20 protein-coding genes are annotated in these 18,758 nt (G+C 64.3%); 9 read left to right on the top strand and 11 right to left on the bottom strand.

Annotation, left to right across the window (positions count from 1 at the left end):
- Positions 1-142: 142 nt before the first annotated feature.
- From ACIQH5_RS15010 to dacB, 5 genes are all read right to left on the bottom strand, one after another.
- On the bottom strand, positions 143-958 hold the full coding sequence (locus tag ACIQH5_RS15010) for a hypothetical protein (RefSeq protein ID WP_400404662.1): 816 nt from the start codon (positions 956-958) through the stop codon (positions 143-145).
- Between the two features lie 187 nt (positions 959-1,145).
- The gene (hpt, locus tag ACIQH5_RS15005; protein WP_026540856.1) at positions 1,146-1,697 is read right to left on the bottom strand and encodes a hypoxanthine phosphoribosyltransferase; all 552 of its coding nucleotides are present in this window, start codon (positions 1,695-1,697) and stop codon (positions 1,146-1,148) included.
- A gap of 30 nt (positions 1,698-1,727) precedes the next feature.
- The gene (gene tilS / locus ACIQH5_RS15000; protein ID WP_400404710.1) at positions 1,728-2,798 is read right to left on the bottom strand and encodes a tRNA lysidine(34) synthetase TilS; all 1,071 of its coding nucleotides are present in this window, start codon (positions 2,796-2,798) and stop codon (positions 1,728-1,730) included.
- Between the two features lie 110 nt (positions 2,799-2,908).
- On the bottom strand, positions 2,909-4,030 hold the full coding sequence (locus tag ACIQH5_RS14995; protein WP_400404660.1) for a zinc-dependent metalloprotease: 1,122 nt from the start codon (positions 4,028-4,030) through the stop codon (positions 2,909-2,911).
- 60 nt (positions 4,031-4,090) lie between these two features.
- Positions 4,091-5,536: a D-alanyl-D-alanine carboxypeptidase/D-alanyl-D-alanine-endopeptidase gene (gene dacB, locus ACIQH5_RS14990; protein ID WP_400404707.1), complete on the bottom strand. Its 1,446-nt coding sequence runs from the start codon at positions 5,534-5,536 to the stop codon at positions 4,091-4,093.
- A gap of 147 nt (positions 5,537-5,683) precedes the next feature.
- Between dacB and ACIQH5_RS14985 the strand changes: the two genes are divergently transcribed.
- From ACIQH5_RS14985 to ACIQH5_RS14955, 7 genes are all read left to right on the top strand, one after another.
- Positions 5,684-6,172, top strand: a complete 489-nt coding sequence (locus tag ACIQH5_RS14985) for an inorganic diphosphatase (protein ID WP_024818962.1) — start codon at positions 5,684-5,686, stop codon at positions 6,170-6,172.
- A gap of 172 nt (positions 6,173-6,344) precedes the next feature.
- Positions 6,345-7,325, top strand: a complete 981-nt coding sequence (locus ACIQH5_RS14980) for a hypothetical protein (protein ID WP_400404658.1) — start codon at positions 6,345-6,347, stop codon at positions 7,323-7,325.
- Complete coding sequence (locus ACIQH5_RS14975; RefSeq protein WP_400404655.1) at positions 7,322-8,128, top strand: hypothetical protein; 807 nt, start codon at positions 7,322-7,324, stop codon at positions 8,126-8,128. The genes ACIQH5_RS14980 and ACIQH5_RS14975 overlap by 4 nt, the downstream gene beginning before the upstream one ends.
- Positions 8,129-8,188: 60 nt before the next feature.
- Entirely contained in the window at positions 8,189-8,824 is a 636-nt protein-coding gene (locus tag ACIQH5_RS14970; RefSeq protein ID WP_400404652.1) for a hypothetical protein, read from the top strand.
- Complete coding sequence (locus ACIQH5_RS14965; RefSeq protein WP_400404650.1) at positions 8,811-9,446, top strand: hypothetical protein; 636 nt, start codon at positions 8,811-8,813, stop codon at positions 9,444-9,446. Before ACIQH5_RS14970 ends, ACIQH5_RS14965 begins: the two co-directional genes overlap by 14 nt.
- Before the next feature lie 71 nt (positions 9,447-9,517).
- Entirely contained in the window at positions 9,518-10,117 is a 600-nt protein-coding gene (locus tag ACIQH5_RS14960) for a hypothetical protein (RefSeq protein WP_400404647.1), read from the top strand.
- Positions 10,118-10,144: 27 nt separating this feature from the next.
- Positions 10,145-10,642 (top strand): phage tail protein, encoded by a 498-nt coding sequence (locus ACIQH5_RS14955; RefSeq protein WP_400404645.1) that lies wholly within the window; start codon positions 10,145-10,147, stop codon positions 10,640-10,642.
- 70 nt (positions 10,643-10,712) lie between these two features.
- Here the strand turns inward: ACIQH5_RS14955 and ACIQH5_RS14950 are convergent, their stop codons facing one another.
- From ACIQH5_RS14950 to ACIQH5_RS14940, 3 genes are read right to left on the bottom strand one after another with little or no spacing between them, the layout of a single operon-like run.
- Positions 10,713-11,309 (bottom strand): DUF3618 domain-containing protein, encoded by a 597-nt coding sequence (locus ACIQH5_RS14950; RefSeq protein WP_400404643.1) that lies wholly within the window; start codon positions 11,307-11,309, stop codon positions 10,713-10,715.
- Positions 11,306-11,737 carry a phage holin family protein gene (locus tag ACIQH5_RS14945; RefSeq protein WP_142937200.1) on the bottom strand — a complete coding sequence of 144 codons (432 nt, stop codon included), beginning with the start codon at positions 11,735-11,737 and terminating at the stop codon, positions 11,306-11,308. Before ACIQH5_RS14945 ends, ACIQH5_RS14950 begins: the two co-directional genes overlap by 4 nt.
- Positions 11,734-12,762, bottom strand: coding sequence for a hypothetical protein (locus ACIQH5_RS14940; protein WP_400404641.1), 1,029 nt, complete (start codon positions 12,760-12,762; stop codon positions 11,734-11,736). The genes ACIQH5_RS14945 and ACIQH5_RS14940 overlap by 4 nt, the downstream gene beginning before the upstream one ends.
- A 184-nt stretch (positions 12,763-12,946) precedes the next feature.
- Here ACIQH5_RS14940 and ACIQH5_RS14935 point away from each other — a divergent pair, with 184 nt between their 5' ends.
- Positions 12,947-14,029, top strand: coding sequence for an aromatic acid exporter family protein (locus ACIQH5_RS14935; protein ID WP_400404639.1), 1,083 nt, complete (start codon positions 12,947-12,949; stop codon positions 14,027-14,029).
- A gap of 3 nt (positions 14,030-14,032) precedes the next feature.
- Here ACIQH5_RS14935 and ACIQH5_RS14930 read toward each other — a convergent pair whose 3' ends face one another.
- Together ACIQH5_RS14930 and rfaE2 are read right to left on the bottom strand one after the other, a co-directional pair.
- Positions 14,033-15,067, bottom strand: coding sequence for an NAD-dependent epimerase/dehydratase family protein (locus ACIQH5_RS14930; protein ID WP_400404637.1), 1,035 nt, complete (start codon positions 15,065-15,067; stop codon positions 14,033-14,035).
- A 10-nt stretch (positions 15,068-15,077) separates the two neighbouring features.
- A complete protein-coding gene (rfaE2, locus tag ACIQH5_RS14925) occupies positions 15,078-16,748 on the bottom strand; it encodes a D-glycero-beta-D-manno-heptose 1-phosphate adenylyltransferase (protein ID WP_400404635.1) in 1,671 nt (556 codons plus the stop codon).
- Between the two features lie 157 nt (positions 16,749-16,905).
- Between rfaE2 and ACIQH5_RS14920 the strand changes: the two genes are divergently transcribed.
- Positions 16,906-18,081, top strand: a complete 1,176-nt coding sequence (locus ACIQH5_RS14920) for a glycosyltransferase family 9 protein (protein WP_400404633.1) — start codon at positions 16,906-16,908, stop codon at positions 18,079-18,081.
- Here ACIQH5_RS14920 and ACIQH5_RS14915 read toward each other — a convergent pair.
- The gene (locus ACIQH5_RS14915; protein ID WP_062072416.1) at positions 18,047-18,742 is read right to left on the bottom strand and encodes an SDR family oxidoreductase; all 696 of its coding nucleotides are present in this window, start codon (positions 18,740-18,742) and stop codon (positions 18,047-18,049) included. The genes ACIQH5_RS14920 and ACIQH5_RS14915 overlap by 35 nt on opposite strands.
- Positions 18,743-18,758: the final 16 nt, after the last annotated feature.

Here is an 18,758-nt window from a genome sequence, read left to right as displayed (position 1 = left end):
AAAAGTTCCCTCTGGGCGTACACAGGATACTCGCGTTGCGTGTGCTGGAACAGGGTTTTCTGCGTTGCTCTGGTGATGCGGAGCGTTGCTCTGGTGATGCGGAGCAGTGTTGCCTGCGCGCGGAACAGGGCACCCAACGGAGTCAGGCTGCGACTGGAAGCACCAGCAGGTAACCAGTGGGCAGGTCCGTGCTCCAGCGCCGGGGCTCACGGACCACGAATTGTGTGGCCAGCTGCTCCGGAGTGAGCAAACTGTTGGGCTCCGGTGAGGCTCCCCACTGCCCGCTGCCGTGAGGGTAGAGCGGATCCAAGACACGAATCCCCGTCACCTGGAACTCCGCGAACTGCGCGGGATCACCCATGGACTCAAAGCCGCTCATCACCCAAGCGTGCCGACCGCTCCACATGACCAATCCCACCGGCCGGCCAGTTTCGGCTATTGCTCGCGACGCCGTCTGCAACGCGTCCTCGTAACTCGCAATACTCACCACCGCGTACGGGCCCATTCCAACTTCAGTCAACACCTGTGCCCAGCCCCTCGGGTTGGCACCGTTGAATGAATTCGAGGACCGCGCACGGGCCATCTCCCACAACTCGCTTTGCTGTGCGGAGGACGCCCATGTTCCACCGCCGGTGTCATCGATGAGGTTGTGTGCCATTTGGATGCTCGCGGCAACACACCAGTCAAAGGTGTACTGCGGGACGAAGTCACCCTCCTGGTAAAGGTTGAGGGCAAAGGCCTGAGGCACAGCGGGTGGAGGTGCGGGCGGCGCGGGCTGCGGCGGCGTGGCGGGCTGCGGTGGCACAGGAGTTTGAGTGGCGTTCGTTGACGGAGCGGACGAGGACGCAATTGGCTGCCCGGAATCGGTCTCAGTGAGATCGACCGCAGGAGTGCAGGCCGTGAGGAGAGTCGCCATGACGGCGAACCACGTCAAGAGACGGGCGGGGGCACCGGTCATGGTCCAGTTTAGCGCGAGGGCTTGCCGCAGCGGCAGGGTTCACGAACCGGATACACGCGCCCGCCACCGCCAATCGCACCCCTTAAGCGCCAACGCCGCACCCAGTCCCGCCACGCGCACCAGAGGTTACGGGTGCAATCGGCGGAAAAGGGCGCGGCGGCGGTGTGAAGAGGTGAAGCGGAGAGGCCTACTCGTAAACGTGCGGAGCCAAGGTGCCCACGAAGTCCAGGTTGCGGTACTTCTCGGCGTAATCCAGGCCGTAGCCCACCACGAATTCGTTAGGGATGTCGTATCCGACGTACTTGACGTCGATTTCCACCTTGGCGGCGGTCGGCTTGCGGAAAGCCGTGCAGATTTCGACGCTTGCCGTGCCGCGGGATTCAAGGTTGGACTTGAGCCAGGACAGGGTCAGGCCGGAGTCAATGATGTCCTCGACAATCAGGACGTCCTTGCCCATGAGGTCGGTGTCGAGGTCCTTCAGGATCCGGACAACACCTGAGGACTGAGTACCCGAGCCGTAGGATGAGACCGCCATCCAGTCCATGCTCACGTGGCTGTGCAGCGCACGCGCCAGGTCAGCCATGACCATGACCGCACCCTTAAGGACACCGACAACGAGGATGTCACGGCCTTCGTAGTCTTTGTCGATCTGCGCCGCAAGTTCCGCGATACGCGTCTGGATTTGCTCTTTGGTGTAAAGAACGTGCTTGAGATCTGCCTGGACGTCGTTTGAATCCACCAATGGCTCCTGTTTTGATGCTCGGTGCGGCTACTGTTGGGACGGTTTCTGATGCCGGAATACTAGCTTCCCACAGGGGGAGGCCAGTCGGGGAACGCCGTCAACCGCAGCACCCGCCGAAACTGCCGACGAAGCACCCGCGGAAACAGCGCGTTCCTGCTCCAAATCATTGAGTGATAAGCGGTACACACTGACGTGGCCGGGAAGCTCCACGGGCCCCGCCGACCCTTGCCGGCGAAGCAGCGCTTCCGCAGCGTGAAGGCGCCCGTAGCCGGGTTGTTGACCGCCGACGTCGGCCGCCGCCTTCGCGATGACGCGGAACCGGAGCGCTGCAGGCAGCTCACGGACGGCGTCTTCGGGAAGCCACGCATCCCTGCCTTCCCGCTGGACAAGTGAGAGATAAGTCTCGTTGGCAAGGTCTTCAAGGAAGTCTGCGTCTTGCTGCAGGATTGCAGCGGTCCTCGCCAGCGATTCAGCGACCCCCGGGCCGAGCTTTTCCTCCAACACCGGCATCACTTCCACCCGGGTCCTGGAACGGGCAAAGGCGGGATCGGCGTTACTCGGATCATGCCAGGGGTTCAGTTCTTCAACCTCGCAGATTTCCAGGGACTCTTCGCGTCGCAGTCCAAGGAAGGGCCGGAGCAGACGGCCGCGGGCGGGCCGCATGCCGGCCAGCGAGCGCGTTCCGGACCCACGGGCCAAGCCCAAAAGCACCTGCTCTGCTTGGTCGTCCAAAGTGTGGCCGAGCAGGATCGCGTCACAGCCAAAGTCATCAGCAGCGGATTCCAACGCAGCGTGACGGGCATCCCTGGCCGCTGCCTCGGGCCCAAAGCCTGTTGCCGCAACGTCCACTGTGCGCACTTCCACCGGAGACAGACCAAGTTCGCCCAGCACGGCGGCGGTGCGGGAGGCGACTTCCGCAGAGCCCTCCTGCAGCTGATGATCCACCACCACACCGGCAACGTTCACCGGGTGTCCGTCCACGTGGCCACGCCTGGCGAAGTACGCGGCGATGGCGGCCAGAGCCAAGGAATCCGGGCCGCCACTACAGGCAACCAGCACATGTGAGGGGTAGCCCGCAGAGGCCAGGGCGTTCTGCAACTGCTTTCGCGCTTTGCCGACGACGGGCGCCAAACGCCCTGGCCGGCGTCGACCTTTAGCCACGGAACCAGCTACGGAACCGACGCCGGAGCCAGAACCGGAAGGAACGCTCAAAGCCCCATCCGCTCAAGCCACAGCTTGGAGTTGTGGATCTCTTCTTCGGTGGGCAGGTACTCGGCGGATTCCCAGACGTGGTTGAAACCCTCCATGCCGGCCACGGCAACCACTTCGCGGACAAACTTGGCGCCGTCGGTGTACTGGCGCATCTTGGCGTCAAGGCCCAGGAGGTTGCGGATGAACTTCTCCACCACGCCGCGGTCCTTGCCGCGCTCATTGAAGCGCTGGCGAATGGTCTTAACGGAGGGGACGATGCTCGAATCCACGGCGTCCATCACCACGTTGGCGTGACCCTCAAGAAGGCTCATGACGGCAGTGATGTGGGACAGAGACGCTTTTTCCTCCGGGTTCTGGAGGAGGTCCAGGATGGCGCCACGGCCCGGCGTCTTCTCGGTGGGGTTACGGTCCCGCAGGGACTTGGCCACAGCGCCGGCGCGTTCAACCAGCGTATCCATGTTGCCCAGAAGATTGCCGCTGAGCTTCTCGATCTCGTCCAGCATGTGGTGCCGGAGCCACGGTGCGGCCGCGAACTGGACCCGGTGAGTCTGTTCGTGCAGGCAAACCCAGAGACGGAAGTCGTCCGGGTGGACGTTGAGTTCACGCTCCACGGAGATGATGTTCGGCGCCACCAACAGGAGCCGGCCGCCCGGGGGAACGTTGGAATCCGGGGCCAGGGCGGCAAAAGGATCGTACTGGCCGAGGACTTTGCTGGAGAGGAACGCAAGCACTGTGCCGAGCTGGGCACCGGTGATGGCACCGCTGGCGGCCGCTGCGGCGGGGGTCATGGACACTCCGCTGCGGCTGTCCAGCATCTTTTTCAGCGCGGGTTGGAGCATCACGGCGAAACTCTGCGTGTTGGCCTTGGACCACGAGGCCCGGTCCACAACAAGAACGTGCGAATCACGCAGGTCTCTCGCGGCATCCAAGCCGGTGATGTCGTGCACGTGCGGGACGGAGATATCCGCGTTGAAGCGCAGATTATCCACGGCCTTGCTAATCTCCCCGGCGCTCAGCTCCGGGCCGGGAGGGGCAAGCCGGGCAGCCGTAGAGGCGGCCAGGTCCCAATTGATCAGGGACGGGGCCCCTGCTGACGAATCTCGGGCAGATGACACCATACGGTCCATCAGACCACATGCGACTGACAGTGAGCCTTAAGTTCGCTCCGCGCGGAGGACTCAGCCCCGGCATCCGCACGCGGCAAGTACCGACGCCGAACGGTCCATTGCCACTTTGTTGCCCGCAGCACCGGGGTCCAGCCCATTGCCGATGAACGAGAACACCAGCAGCCGGCCATCAGCATCCACCACGTAACCGCTCAACGCGATCACGGTATTCAGGGTCCCGGTCTTGGCGCGTACCAGCCCGGCGCCCTCGGATGTTCCGGCGTCGAGGTACCTGTCATCCAGGGTCCCGGTGAGTCCGGCTACCGGGAAACCGTCGAGCGCGGTCCGCAGGGCAAGGTCCGGCCCGCTGGTGATGGCGCGAACAACCTCGGCAAACTGGTGGGCGGTGACCTGGTTCTCCAAGGCAAGGCCCGAAACGTCGGCCAACTGCATCGAGTCCGTGGCGATCCCCAACTCCCCCAGCCTTTGCCGCACGGCCGCAGTGGCGCCGTCGTACGTTCCAGCCTGGCCGGACGCCAAGGCGGTCATACGCCCCAGCGCTTCGGCGAGGAAGTTATCCGAGGACTCAAGCATGAGGTCCACCTGCTCGCTGACGGTGGCCGACTCGGCAGCAGCCAACACTTTGGCGGGGAGGCCTTTGCCGCGTTCGACGCCGGGAGTCACCGCAACACCGGCAGCCGCCAACTGCTCGGCGAACGCCTGCGCGGTGGTGATGGCGGAATCCTGGGGCCTGGGTCCGGTAAGAACGTCGGGGCTGTACCGGCCGGAGTTCAACGCCAAGGAGAACAGCGGCGCGGTCTCTCCGGCCGCGACGTCGTCCAGGCTCCAGGCCGGGTTGAGGGGTGCGCCGGTAAAGAGGGAGTCGTCAACGCGTAGGGTGACCGGTCCCGTCACCCCGGCCGCGGCCAAAGCGGCAGCCGTGTCCGCAGCCAATGATGCGAGTCCTGCCCGCCCAAGAACGGCGGTGGGTTCTGAGGCGCCGGAACCCAGCAGCACATCCCCTCCCCCGGTCAGCACCACTGTGGAGGGATCATCGGATGCGAGCACACGGGTGGTGAACCGGGATTCCGGACCGAGCGCCTTCAAGGCGGCGACGGCGGTCAGCAGCTTCATGTTCGAGGCCGGGATGCGGTTGGCGTTGGCGTCCCGGTCGAAGAGAACTTGACCGGTGGATGCGTCCAACACCACGCCGCTGATGCTGCCCGCACCATCTGGTTTGAGCGTGGCGTCGAGGAGTTTCGCCACCTGGGCAGGCACAGGCAAGGGCGCCCGGGCATCCAAGGGAAGCACACTGTTGACCTCGGAAAGGCGGTCCGGCACCTTCTGCCAGACGGGGACTGGAGCCGGAGGCTTTGGGACGCTCAGCAGGCCCGGGAACATTCCCGTTGCCACCACGGCGCCAAGGCACAACAGAACAGTGGTCAGCAGCACCGGCCATGTAAAACGCCCCCACGCCGGGGAATCCCCTTTGCGGGCACCCCCGTTTTTAACGCCCATCATGGAAGTCGCTTGGTCCTGTCAGTCTTGAAATGTCCCCGCCGGTTCAAGAAACCCGGGCCTCTCGCTATATCCTCAATAGTAGTCGGCGGCGCCGGCCGCGCTTTTGCCTGCCGCGCCCCACCCACCCCCGTCAAGGAGCATTCCATGAAGCACGACGTGACCATCGAGATCCCCAAGGGATCGCGCGTCAAGTACGAAGTTGACCACGAAACCGGCCGTGTCCGCCTGGACCGCGTCCTGTTCACCTCCATGCAGTACCCCACGCACTACGGTTTCTTCGAGAACACCCTGGGCGAAGACGGCGACCCGTTGGACGCACTGGTGCTCCTGCAGGACTTCGACCTCCACCCCGGCGTCATCGTTGAATCCCGCCCCATCGGCGTCTTCAACATGACCGACGACGGCGGCGGAGACGCCAAGGTCCTCTGCGTCCCCGTTGACGCGCGTTTCGACCACATCCAGGAAGTCAGCGACGTCAGCGAATTCCTGATCAAGGAAATCGAGCACTTCTTCACTCGCTACAAGGACCTGGAGCCCGGCAAGTGGGTCAAGGCTGAAGGCTGGGGCGACCGCGCCGCTGCCGAAGCCGAGCTGGAAGCTTCCATCAAGCGTTACGTTCCGGCAGCACACTAGCTCGTCCCCGGTTCACGCCCGACGGCGGCTGGCACGGTTCCCTGCGAACCGAGCCGGCCGCCGTCGTTCTTTAACCTTTTATGCACATGGGCATGTCTCCCCATCGCGGTAGTTTGCAGCTCCGCCTAGGCTGGGACGAGACTTTTCGATGCTTGTTTACAGGGGGTTCCTCATGGCTGGGTTCTATGGCGCGGACATCGCGCAGCTTCGCAGTCTGGCTGGGGTGATGGGCAAAGCCGCCGACGCCATCAGCCTGCAAGGCACGCAGTTGTCCAACGCGATCAACTCCACCACGGCGTGGCAGGGCCGCGACGCCACCGTGTTCAAGGGCGACTGGAATTCCCAGCATCGGCAGAGCCTGGTCAAGGCCGCAAACATGCTGCGCGAGAATGCGAGCCAGCTGAAAAAGCACGCCAACCAGCAGGAATTCGCCAGCCACAATGACGGCTCGGGCACGTCAGTGGGCGTCCTCAAGGACGTCTATGACACCGCGATGGGCGTTAAGGGCCTGGCCGCGCCGCTGTGGACAGTGTACAAATACCTCAAGCTTGGCAACGCCGAATGGGTGAAGACCCGCGAAGTCCTGACCAACTGGCGGGCCGGCGGAACTGTGGTCCGCGACGCCATGACCGCGCTGCGCAATGGTGAGAAAGCCACCGACGTCCTCACTGACCTCAAAGCCAACATCCCCTACAGCCAGGCGTTCCAGGATGCCAGCAAATTCTCCAAGGGCCTCCGCGTGGCCGGAGCGTTGGCGGCGCCGCTGAACATCGTGGGTGGCATCAGCGACATGATCAACCCCCAGCACGATGGCTGGCGCGGCACCGGTGACCGCGTTGCCGGCGGCCTGTCCGTGGTTGGCGGTGTTGGAAGCATCATGCTCATGACGGCCGGCGGTGCGGCCTTGCTGGGGCCGATCGGAGCGCCGATCGTCATCGGCGCCGGCATTGTTGCCGGTGCTTGGGCACTGGGCAACCTCGTGGCCGACAACTGGGACTCCATCAGCAACTTCGCGCGCAACCCGGGCAGCTACATCGCCGACGGCGCCAAGGAGGTGGCAGGCTTCGCGAAGGACGTAGGCAGTAAGGTGGCAGACGGGGTCAGTGACGCCGCCAAGTCAGTCGGAAACTTTGTCGGAGGGATATTCGGATGACCACCAGCACCATGAAATGGACCCAGCGGGACATTGAGGCCGCAGCGAAGGTCCTGGCTACGGCCAGCGCAATCGGCGCGCCCTTGCCCACTCTGACCGATGAAGAAGTCGTGGCACTGGACGGCGTTCAGCACGAACAGCTGGTTGCCCTGCCATGGCTTTCGGCCCAGGACGCCAGCAAGGAGCTCATGTGCGCCATTGCCCTGCGCGGACTGCTGGCCAAGGAACTCGTGTACCCGGTGGTCTTCGAGGGCGAAACCGAGCCCTCACGGCTGCACGCCACCGAGGAAATCACCGGCGCGCTCACCCTCCGCCGCAGCGGCAGCAGCGTTGTCTCAGTGGAACGCACTGTTTCCACCGGCAAGCGCTGGCTCTACGGCTACCTTCACGATGACGGCGTGCTGCTGGAAGAAGTGGACGAGAGCGGCCTGCACGGCTTCACCGTGGTCACCCGCGATCAGCTGGTTCCGCGCCTGGCTGAGTTTGTGGACCCCCAGCAAGCCGCGGCCCGTGACACCGAGCCTGCCCTGTACACAGAAGCCCAGTTCGAGGCCCACGCCGCCACAGCCTTGGCCGACACTCAAGCTGCGAGCAACGTGGTGGCGTTCAACTCCGACACCAACGAGTTCCCCACCGTCACTGTTTACACCGGCCCGTCCGGCGTCCACGTGCTGACTCCGCGTGTGGAGGGATCACCGGACTCCGATCTGCCGGAGCAGGGCGGAGCCGTGACCTTCGAGTTGCAGGAAACTTCCGTTCCTTCCTTGGCTCGCGTCCTGGGCGGGTTGGCCGGCCTGGCCTGACACTCCGCTCCAAAACGTGCCGCCCAAAGCCGCATCCCGCCGTCGAGCTGAAAGCCCCTCATGAGCACTCCTAAAACCACAACCTCCACCGGCTTGGTGGATCCGCTGACCGGACGCGCTGTCCGCCGCCACACCGATACCGGCGCGTACTTCGTCAAGGCCTCCGGGACAGCCCACTTCTGGGGCCGTGTGTTGGATGCCGTGGTGTTCCTGGTGGGCTACATGGTCCTGGCCGTGATCACCGCAGTGGTCCGCGAGTCCATCATGAACAGCGGCTCGGCCTTGGGATACAACGACGGTTTGTGGCTGACGCTCTACGTGGTCCTGTGGTTTGTTGGGCTGTTTATTTACGGCATGATCTGGGGATCCGTGGGCAGTGTGGGCGATGCCGCGGCCGGTATGCGCTCTGTGCGGATCAAGAACGGCACGACGGCGGGAGCATGGTTGGGCGGTTGGCGTGCCATTTGCTGGTCTTTCTTCCCGTTCTTCGTGGTGATGCTCATTGCCTCGGCCATCAGCGGCGGCGGAGATGACACATGGGACCCGAAGTTTGCGGCTATAGACCGGCGCTCGGGAATCGCGCAAGGCCAGCAGCCCATCCCGGACCCCAAGGTAGCGGCGGCGGAGCAGGCGGCCGCGGCCGAGCGGCAGAACCTGCCCAACCTCTACGGCCAGCGCCCGGATGCACGGCCGTAATTGGCTGGTTCGCCGGGTTGAGCGCAGGCTCGGTCCTGAACTGGGGCAGCTCCGCTACGTAGCCTCCTCACGCAAGATCTTTTGGAAGGTCCTGCTCCCCTGCCTTGTTGTGGGTTTCGTCTTTGGGACCATCGCCGAGTTCGTCAGCCCCATCCGCTCCACGCGGGAAGCCGGACACTTCAATGACCCCGTCTTTTTTGCGTTGACGAGCATCCTTACCGGCCTGCTGCTGTGGTCCATGACCCTCTTGGGGAGCTTCCGGAAACTGCTGGTCTTCGACGGCGGGCTTGTGGCCAAATACTCCCAGGCGAGCACCCGTCTGGTATTTGCTTGGGGTGACATTGTCCCCGGGACCATCAAAGCCGTGACTACGGTGGACGGTACGGATCCCGATCGTCGCCTGACTGCCCGCCGGAAGGTTTCCTTGGGTGCAGGAGGGCGGAGTGCTCTGGTCTTCAAGGCACGTGACACGTTCTGGGTTTTTGCCTCCAACGACGACCCCGCTCCCCTGGTTCTTGCCATCCAAGGGGCCATGCAGGACGCCGGAATACCCGACGCCCCGCGGACAGCGGCAGGTGCCCTGCCCGCCGTCGTACTGACGGGGCGAACGGCGCTCGACTGAGCGGTTTCACGCAACAATGGGCGGATATGGCCCTTGCAGACCGACTACCAGCCGGTAGCATGTGATCCACTATGTTCACTCTCACCATCAACCAACGCGACAGCCGCCACGACGGCGATCTTGTGCCGCAATTGCTCAAGGACCTGCGGCACATTCCTGCGCGGCTCGACTTTGACCGATCGGTTGAGGATGAGGTTCAGGGCATCGTGGACGGCAGTCACCAAGCCGTGGAGACAGCCCTGATCGCGCTCCGGTCCGGCCAGTGGTACGTGGGCATCGGAGTGGGACCCATCAACGAACCCCTGCCCAACCTGGTCAAGGACGCATCCGGCCATGGCCTCGTGTACGCCCGGAGGGCAGTGGATCGTCTTCGCAATGGCAAAGAACGTGTCCCCGTGGCAGTTGACGGCCCCCTCGCCGCCCTGGCTTCAGAGGCTGAGGCGGTGCTGCGGCTCCTCGGACACATCGTGCAGCACCGGAGCGCAGCGGAATGGCGGGTGTTGGATCTGCTCACACCGGGTGTCCGGGGACAGCAGAAAGCGGTCGCCCAGGAGCTCGGCATCACCACGCAGGCAGTGAGCAAAGCGTTGGCCCGCGCACAGTGGGCAGAGGAACACGCCGCCCGCCCGGCCGCCGCCCGTTTGCTGCAGATGATTCTCGACGTTCGCTGATGAGATCAGCGCTGACCAGGAGGTCCCATGCCGTACACCGTTGATTTCAAGACTGTCTCTACAGTGGGCCTGGAATCCTCACCGGTAGCCGAGGCTGCCGCTGGGTTGCGTGCCAATGAGGCCCGCTATTTCCAGAATAAGTACAACCACGTCTTTGTGGTGAGCCCGGCACGTGAGGTTCCGGAGGTGGTGGACCGGGTCAGCCGGATCCTTCGGGAAGAGCGCGACATTGCTATTGAGTCCCGCCCCCTGGAGGCCACTGCTTTCCAGGTTGAAGACCTGCATATGGCCTACGTCTTCTACGAGTCAGGCCTGGCCATCAATGTGATGTACAGCCTCGAGGACGGGAAAAGGGCCGTGGGTTTCAAGCTGGCCGATGGGATGGAGATCCCCGTCGAGTTGGATGCAAAGTTCAAGTTTGCCCGGCAGAAATCGAAGCTCGCCGGAACTATCCGGGGCTCTTACTTCGTCATCAAAGGCGAGTACCCACCCGCTCCCACCCAGACGCAGGACCAACCCAACTAAGTAGCAGATCAGGCCGTTCTGAGCCCTCAGAACGACGCCAACTGCTACCCAGTTGGGTTGGCGCGGAGCGTTACTGGCTGCTGATGTTGTCCTTCGCTGTCCCGGCGCGGTCCTGGACGTCAGCGGCGGCCGCCTGACCCTCGTCCTTGACGTTGGCCGCAGCTTCCGTGGCGCTGTCCTTGACGTTCTGCACGGCATCCTGAGCGGGCTCGCGCAGGTGCTCGGCAACTTCCTGGGCTGCGTGGCTCAGCTCATCAGTCAGCGGCTGTGCTGCTTCCTTAACTGCTTGGGCAGCTTCCCGTTCCTTCTCAGACGCCGGGAACAGGGAGGCCACCAGCAACCCTGCGCCGAAGGCGATGAGGCCTGCGGCAACCGGACTGCCCTGAGCCTTACGGGTCAACACCTGAGGAGCATCGCCAAGATCCGAAACGGCGCTTGAAACATTGCCTGCGACGTCGGAAACGGCCTCGCCGGCCCGGTGGGCGGCGTTGCCTGCAGCATCGCTGGCGTCATCGCGAGCGCCGAAGACCGCAGTCTTGATCTTGTCCACCCGGCGGTTGACGATGTGCGACGGCGTGACCTTGTCAGCCACCGCATCAACATTGGTACTGAGCCGCCGGCGAGTTTCTTCGATATCGGCGCGCAGGGCGTCGGGGTTCTGCGTCATCGTGTCTCCTCAGTGTTCGGTTTCAAAGCGGGGGGTATTTCTTTGACCGTCTCAGCGGTCTGGGGCATGCCCTTAATAGCGTTAAGTTCCTTGCGGCCCTTGGCAGCCAGGACGGCTGCGACAATTCCCCAGATGACCGCGACAATGACGGCGGACCACCCGAGGCCAACAAGCTGGCCCAATGCCCACCACAGGGCAATGGACAGGAACAGCACGGTGATGTGGCCGGCATACGCGGCTCCACCCAGCATCCCCGCACCCTTGCCTGCCTTGGTGGCGGACTCCTTCAGTTCCGCCTTGGCCAGCTCCACTTCCTGCCGCATCAGCGTAGAGACATCACGCGTCAGGTCGCTCAGGAGCTCACCGAGGGGAAGAGTCTCCGCCTTCATGTGGGCTTCTGTGGGGGGCAGATCGGCGGGACTGCTCATCGGTGACCTCCATACTGGGGGTCATCGGGGTCGAGCGGTCCTGCCAGCGGATCTCCCTGAGCCTTAACGCCACCGGCCTCGGTTTCCGGGTACGGGAGCGTGGATCCTTCGTAGCCGCCGGTGGTGCCTGCGTCGTACCCGGTGGTTCCGGCGTCGTATCCAGTGGTGGTTCCGGCGTCGTATCCAGTGGTGGTTCCGGCGTCGTATCCAGTGGTGGTTCCGGCGTCGTATCCGGTGGTTCCGGCGTCGTATCCAGTGGTGGTGGCCGCACCGTATCCGGCGGTGGTGACCGTCGGTCCGGGGAGGTCCACGGCCGGAGGAGTTACCGCGCCTCCGGCGCTGGGGTTGTAGGCGGAGTGAGGTGTCCGTGCAGCATCAGCTGAACCTGCAGATCCGGCATCGGAAGCGTTGCCTGCCATGCCCCGACCCAGACGGCCCGCAAGGACACCGGCACCGGCAGCGAGCAACAGGAATGTTCCTGGCTTGCGGCGGGCGAAGCCCTTCACTTCATCCAGCAGCGAGCCGGGATCCCGGCCCTCCAGCCACTGGGCGATCGAGGAAGAACGCTGGGCTGCTTGCTGGACCAAGTCCGTAGCAACGCCACCGTTTTCGCTGGATCTAGCCATGCTGGACAGCTCGTCGGAGATGGACCGCAAGCCTTCGGCAACCCTTTGTTGCTGGGCTTGGGCTTGGTCCGTGAGTTCGCCCTTGGTTTGAGTGAGCAGCTGGCGGGCGTTCACTTTGACCTCGTGGGCCACGTGGCCAGCCTCGGACTTGGCAGTGTCCACGACACCGCTGGCGGCGTCGCCAACGGCACCGGCAACTCCTGCGGCTTCTTGCTTGGCAGTCTGGACGGTTCCGGAGTCAGCAGAACCGGCGGCTGCGCCGGTGGTGGTAGTTCCCGAAGTTTCTGTTTCAACGTCCGGCGAGTCCAGGTAGCTTCCGGTGAAGGGTTGGGTCCCGGAGTGGGTCCCTACCCTCGGCGTTGCGAAGCTTCCGTCCTGCGGAGATTGGCTCTCAGTCATTGTCGCTCTCTTTCCACAGTTGGCAGGCTGCGGACAGCAGCCGGGATAGTAAGTATCGTTACTATCAATGGGTGTGTACCCGCTTGCGGCGCTTCCAATCACCATCGGAAAGGAAATTGATGCATAGCTCACGTTCACCACTTTCCGCTCGACAGGTGACGCCATACCTGCGAACGTTGGCTTGATGAGCCAACTGCCAAGCAGGCGGCGGCTGATCCCCGCGCTTCGAAAAACCGTTACCCGCCACCGTCTCCTCTTCGCGGCCAAAACAGCCGTTGCCGCCGGGCTCGCCTGGTACCTCGCGCCCTTCATGCCAGGATCCGCAGCCGCCTATCCGTACTACGCACCCCTGGGCGCCTTGGTCAGCATGCACCCCACCGTGGCGGACTCCGCCAAGCATGGGCTGCAAAGCCTGGCGGGACTGGTCCTGGGCATTGGCATGGCCTTCGCCATCACCACTGTGGCAGCGCCCACGGCCTTGGCCGTTGCTTTGGTGGTGGGCCTGGGCGTGCTGATCGGCGGCCTTCCCCGGCTGGGCACCGCGTCCGAATGGATTCCCATGGCAGCCCTGTTCGTGCTGGTGTTGGGAGATTCAAACGCCGAAGGGTTCTCCTTTGCGTACGTCCTCCAGATGGCACTTGGCGTTACGGTCGGCTTCGCCGTGAACTGGCTGGTTTTCCCGCCTCTGCATCTCGACGACATTGATCCCGCAATCGCCGGCCACCAGGGCGCGTTGTCCCGACAACTCAAGGACATGGCCAAGGCAATGCAGGAGTCGTGGCCACCCAACCACGAGGCCTGGGCCAGCCGCAGCGACGAACTGTCCCTCACGGCGGCGGCCGTGCGGACTGCGGTGCACCAAGCTGAGCTGAGCGCCAAAGCGAACCCCCGGTCCCGCCGTCGGGCCACCCGCCTTCCGGGTGATTTGGCTGAATTGCGGACGCTCGAGCGGCTCACGTTCCACGTTCAGGACATTACCGACGTCCTGGCGAGCGCCATCTGGGAGGAAGGCGCCGGGACAGTCATCCCAGATGCCGTAGTGGGCAATCTGGCCGAGTCCCTGAATGCCGTTGCGGCCGTGATAGATCACTGGCGGGATGCGGAATCCGGCGAATTGGCCAGTCGCCTGGCGGAGGCGAAGGACAGCATCACCGCCCTCGGTGATGCTGTAGCCGAGGCGGCCGCCAACCAGTCCCCTGTCAACGCGCCGGCGTCAGTGGCCATGAGCCTGCGCCGGATCCTGACCGTGGTGTTGTCCTCCGAATAGTGGCTAGCGCGGTCTCAGCGGAGGCGAGCCCTTCCGGCCTTTTCCTGCACCGATCCCGTCCAGCATCTCCGCCAGCGCCTCCAGCGAAGAATGCTTGGGTGACCAGCCCAACATTGCGTGAGCACGAGCCGTGTCCATGATGGGCGCGTTGGCCGCCATGTCCACCCATCCGCCGTCGGTCACCTGCAGCCTGAGCCGCCAACTAACCTCGACGACGGCGCGCAGCACCGCCAGCGGGAACGGCATCACCCGCCGGGCGTTCAGTATCCACGCCAAGGCGTTGGGGTCGATGACCGGCTCGGCGGCGATGTTGAACGCGCCTTCCGCTTTGCGCTCCACCACACGCCAGTAGGCATCTGCGACGTCGGCCGTGTGGACTGCCTGGAACACCATCTCCCGGGGGATGGCGAGCAGCGGCAGCCACGGCTTCCGCGGAACCAGCCGAGGCAGAACCCGTCCCAGGAAGTATCTGCCAACCTCGCTCCCGCCACCGGCACTGAACATCAGCGCGGGGCGGAGCCGTGCCACCACAACGTCCGGGTTTTCCTTGGCAAAACCATCCAAGAGCCTTTCCTGCGCTGCCTTGTCCACGCTGTAGTGGGAACTGCGGATGCCGCCGGCAGGCCAGCCTTCCTTGATCCGCTGGTCCTTGGGTGCCGGCGAGTACGCTCCCACGGATGACGCGCACACCACGTGCCCCACTCCCGCTGTGCGCGCCGCGGCGAGCACGTGGGCTGTTCCAGCCACATTGGTCCGGCGGAGCATCTCCCGGTTGTGGTTCGGTTGAATCAGCCACGCCAAGTGAACCACGGCATCGGCTCCTGCCAAGGCTGCTTCCAAGGCAGGCTGATCCTCGGTGGCGCTGATGTCCAGGGTGTGCCACTCCACGCCGTGATACGGGGCGGCTTCCTGGTCAGGTTGACGCCGGACCACGCCCACCAGTTCCAGGTCCGCGCCCTCTTCAGACCGTGCCCTCTGGAGCCGCTTCAGCAGTTCCGTGCCGCCATGTCCTGTTGCACCGATGATCGCAATGCGCATGATTGGCTCCTCAGGCCTGCGGGGTTTCGCCCGTGGAACGGATGCGCTCCAGGACCGCTGTGGTGGAGTGCTCAGGCACATAGTCCAGGATGGTCACCGTGCCGCCGTAGCGTTCCACCGCTTCGGTTTCCTGGAGCATCTCCGGCGTGTAGTCGCCGCCTTTGGCGTAAACATCCGGTCTAAGGAGCTCTATGAGCGGGATGGGCGTGGGGGTTTCGAACACGGTGACATGGTCCACGCAGCTCAAGGCGGCGATGACTGCCGCCCGGTCGGCCTCGTGGTTAACCGGCCTGTCCGGGCCCTTGAGCTTCCGCACGGAAGAATCGCTGTTCAGCGCCACCACCAGCACGTCTCCCAGTTGCTTGGCTTGGTTGAGATAGCGGGTGTGGCCACGGTGGAGGACATCGAAGCACCCGTTGGTGAGCACAATCCGCTTGCCCTCCCGGCGATGATCCTCCACCTCCCGGGCCAACTCGCGGTCCGTCAGCGCCGTATCGGCGAACCCTCGGAGGTGGTTTGCCAGTTCTTCCGTGGTGCACACGGAGGTGCCCGGCCTGTGCACAACGACGTCTGCGGCGGCTTGGGCCAGGTCCACACTGGTGGTCAACGGCAATCCCGCGGCGCGGGCAATGGTCAGCGCCGCCACGAACGTATCTCCGGCACCGGATGCCTGCTTTTCCGCCTGCGGCCTGGCCCACGTCCGGTGGGTTGCCGGATTGTGGGTGGCGCTGTTGGGCCGGATGGTCAAGGTCCCCTCCCGGTCTAAAGTCACGACGACGGCTGCCGCACCCGATGCGCGCAGGAGCTGGTCCGAGTGGGCTTCCACGAAGGGGCACCTGGCAGCTCCCCCGGGGAATTCGGTGCCGAGCAGCCTGGCCGCTTCCTGCGCGTTCGGAGTAGCGAGATCCGGCTTGAGGTGGGCCCAACGACCTGGATAGTGGGCGTCCACTACTACCAGCGTGTTCTGCCGGACCGCCGGGAAGCCGGCCCCTGCGCCGCCGGCCCCTACACCCTCGGGCTGCGATCCCTCGGTCTGCGGCCCCAGGTTGTCGAGAATCGCGTCTCTCACGCAACCCTCCAAAGCACCCGCACCGTAGTCGCAGATGACCACGGCAGAGGAGCCGGGGAGGGCTTCGGGAAGAGCAGCGGCCATATGGCGGAGGCCATCAACAGGGACCTCACTGGCGGCGTCGTCCAAGCGCAGCATCACCTGGCCTCCGCTGCTCACACGGAATTTGGTGGTGGTAGTCATGTCCGCGTGGGACACCAAATGCGAGACGTCCACCCCCGCGGACTTGAGCTGCTCAAGGAGCGTGCGACCCCCGAAATCCTCTCCTACCAAGGAGACGAAACGCACCTCAGCCCCCATTGCGGCAAGGTTCATCGCCGTATTCGCCGCACCTCCCGGGGCGAAGTCCCGGCGCTGGACTTGAACCACAGGGGCCGGGGCTTCCCGGCAGAACCGTTCAATAGTTCCATCCCACCAACCGTCCAGGATGGAGTCGCCGATGACCGTCACAACAGGACGTGCCTCGGCCAGGCGGCCCGGCAACCAGTTAGCCAGGCCCTCTTGACTCGCCAGGCCCTCTTGATCGGCCGGTCCTTCTTGATCGGATGGGCCTTCTTGATTGGCCGGTCCCTCGTGATTCGGTAGGCCCTCTTGATTGGATAGGCGTGCCATGGGGTACCTTCCGATTGGGCTTGGAGTTTCCTGTTCTCCTCAGGTACCCCGAGGCGCGGGCTTCACACGCCGGAGCCGGGAGTTTCCGCACGGAATCACAAGAGCCCGAAGCTCCGGAAGAACCCACGCGCCGCTTTGCCAGCGAAAGGAATCAGCCATGAAAAAGCCGCTGACGACTCCAAACGTCGGCGTGGGTCCGGTGCTGGAAAAGTTCAGCAACGTCAAGCGGATAGCAGTCCTTCGGGGCGGTGGGCTGGGAGACCTGATCTATACCTACCCGGCCCTGCACGCAATGAAGAACGCCTACCCCAATGCCACCATCACGGTTTTGGGCACGCCTATCCACGCAGCGGTGGTGGCCACAACGGAAGGCCCCGTTGACGTCGTCGAGATGTTGCCCGTGGCGCGTGGTATCCACGACGGTCCGCGCAACGGCGAGCGCTTTCAGGACGATGCGGAGGACGTGGCGGCACAGGACGCCTTCATTGAGGCGATGCGTGCCAAGGAGTTCGATGTTGCGTTCCAAATGCACGGCGGCGGACGGTTTTCCAACCCTTTCCTGCTCCGCCTTGGTGCGCGGCATACCGTGGGCACGCGTACCAGGGACGCTGAGCCGTTGGAGCGGAACCTTGACTACGTCTATTACCAGAACGAACCGGACCGCTGGCTGGAGGTGGCGGGTCTCTCCGGAGCTCCGAGCATCGGTTCCCCTCCCCTGCGTCCCAGGCCTGAGCATCAGCAGAACATCGTGGGATTGCGGGATCCCCAGCGGACGTCGCTGGTAGTGGTCCACCCTGGTGCCACCGATCCGCGGAGGCGATGGCCGGCGTCGTACTTTGCGGAAGCCGTTGCGGCATTAGTGCGGGAAGGAGCCCAGGTGCTGATCGTGGGTGACCCAACAGAGAAGGCATTGGCACAGGAAGTAGCGGAGTTGGCGGCCAGCCAGCTGCCGGAGGTGAGCAGGAGCTCTGTTCGGTCCGTGGCCAGCGAGCTGGACATTGGTGATCTGGCTGCCCTGCTGGCGGATGCAACAGTCATGCTCGCCAGCGACAGCGGTCCACGGCACCTGGCCCAGGCATTGGGCACGCCCACGGTGGGGATCTTCTGGGTGGGCAACGCCATCAACGCCGGCCCCCGCGGGCGCGCCTTGCACCGCATCCAGATGTCGTGGGTTACGCAGTGCCCACGCTGCGGAGCGGACGTCACCCAGGTGGGGTGGACGGCACCGCATTGCGGCCACGACGACACTCTGATCAAGGGCATCGCCGTGGCCGACGTTGTTCAGGACGTGCTGGACCTTACGGCCACGAGCCTTCTTCTGCGGGGCAGATGAGGAGCTCACGGACCTCGCTGCCGAACGGCTGGGAAAGGGCGAACACCACGGCCTGCGCCACGTTGGCGGGGTCGTTCAGCTTGGAATCGTCCTGCGGCTTGTACTGCTCGTCGCGATCGTCAAAGAAATGGGTCTTCATGCCGCCGGGGATGATGGTGGTGACGCCGATGACACCCCCGGTTTCGGCTGCCAAGGCCCTGCTGAAGCCGATCACGCCGAACTTCGAGGCGCAATATGCCGTGGCGTCCGGGAGTGCCCGGAGACCCAGCGTGGAGGCGATGGTGATGGCCCGGCCGCGGGATCCCTTCAAATAGGGCAGCGCCGCCCGGACTACGGACACCGTGCCCAGGAGATTCACTCCGATGACCTTTTCCCATTCCTCCGCCGGGACGTCGCCCAACTTGCCGCAGCGATCAATGCCAGCGGCTGTGACCACACCGTCCAAGCCGCCCAGGGTTTCCGCGGCCTCTTTGACGGCAGCTTCCACGGCTTCACGGTTGGAGACGTCCACTTCCAAGGCTTTGGCACCGGAGACACTGCTGACATCGCGGTCAAAGACAAAGGGTGTGCCGCCGGCGTCGCGGATGGCTTCCACGATCGCAGCGCCAAGGCCGGAGCCGCCTCCAGTAACGATGACGCGGCCAGGATTTTGCGTGTTCATGCGATTCCTTTCGGTT

Origin of the sequence: Paenarthrobacter sp. NPDC091711 (assembly GCF_044756605.1) — a bacterium.
In the GTDB taxonomy this organism is placed as follows: domain Bacteria; phylum Actinomycetota; class Actinomycetes; order Actinomycetales; family Micrococcaceae; genus Arthrobacter.
This window is presented reverse-complemented; position numbering and strand designations above follow the sequence as displayed.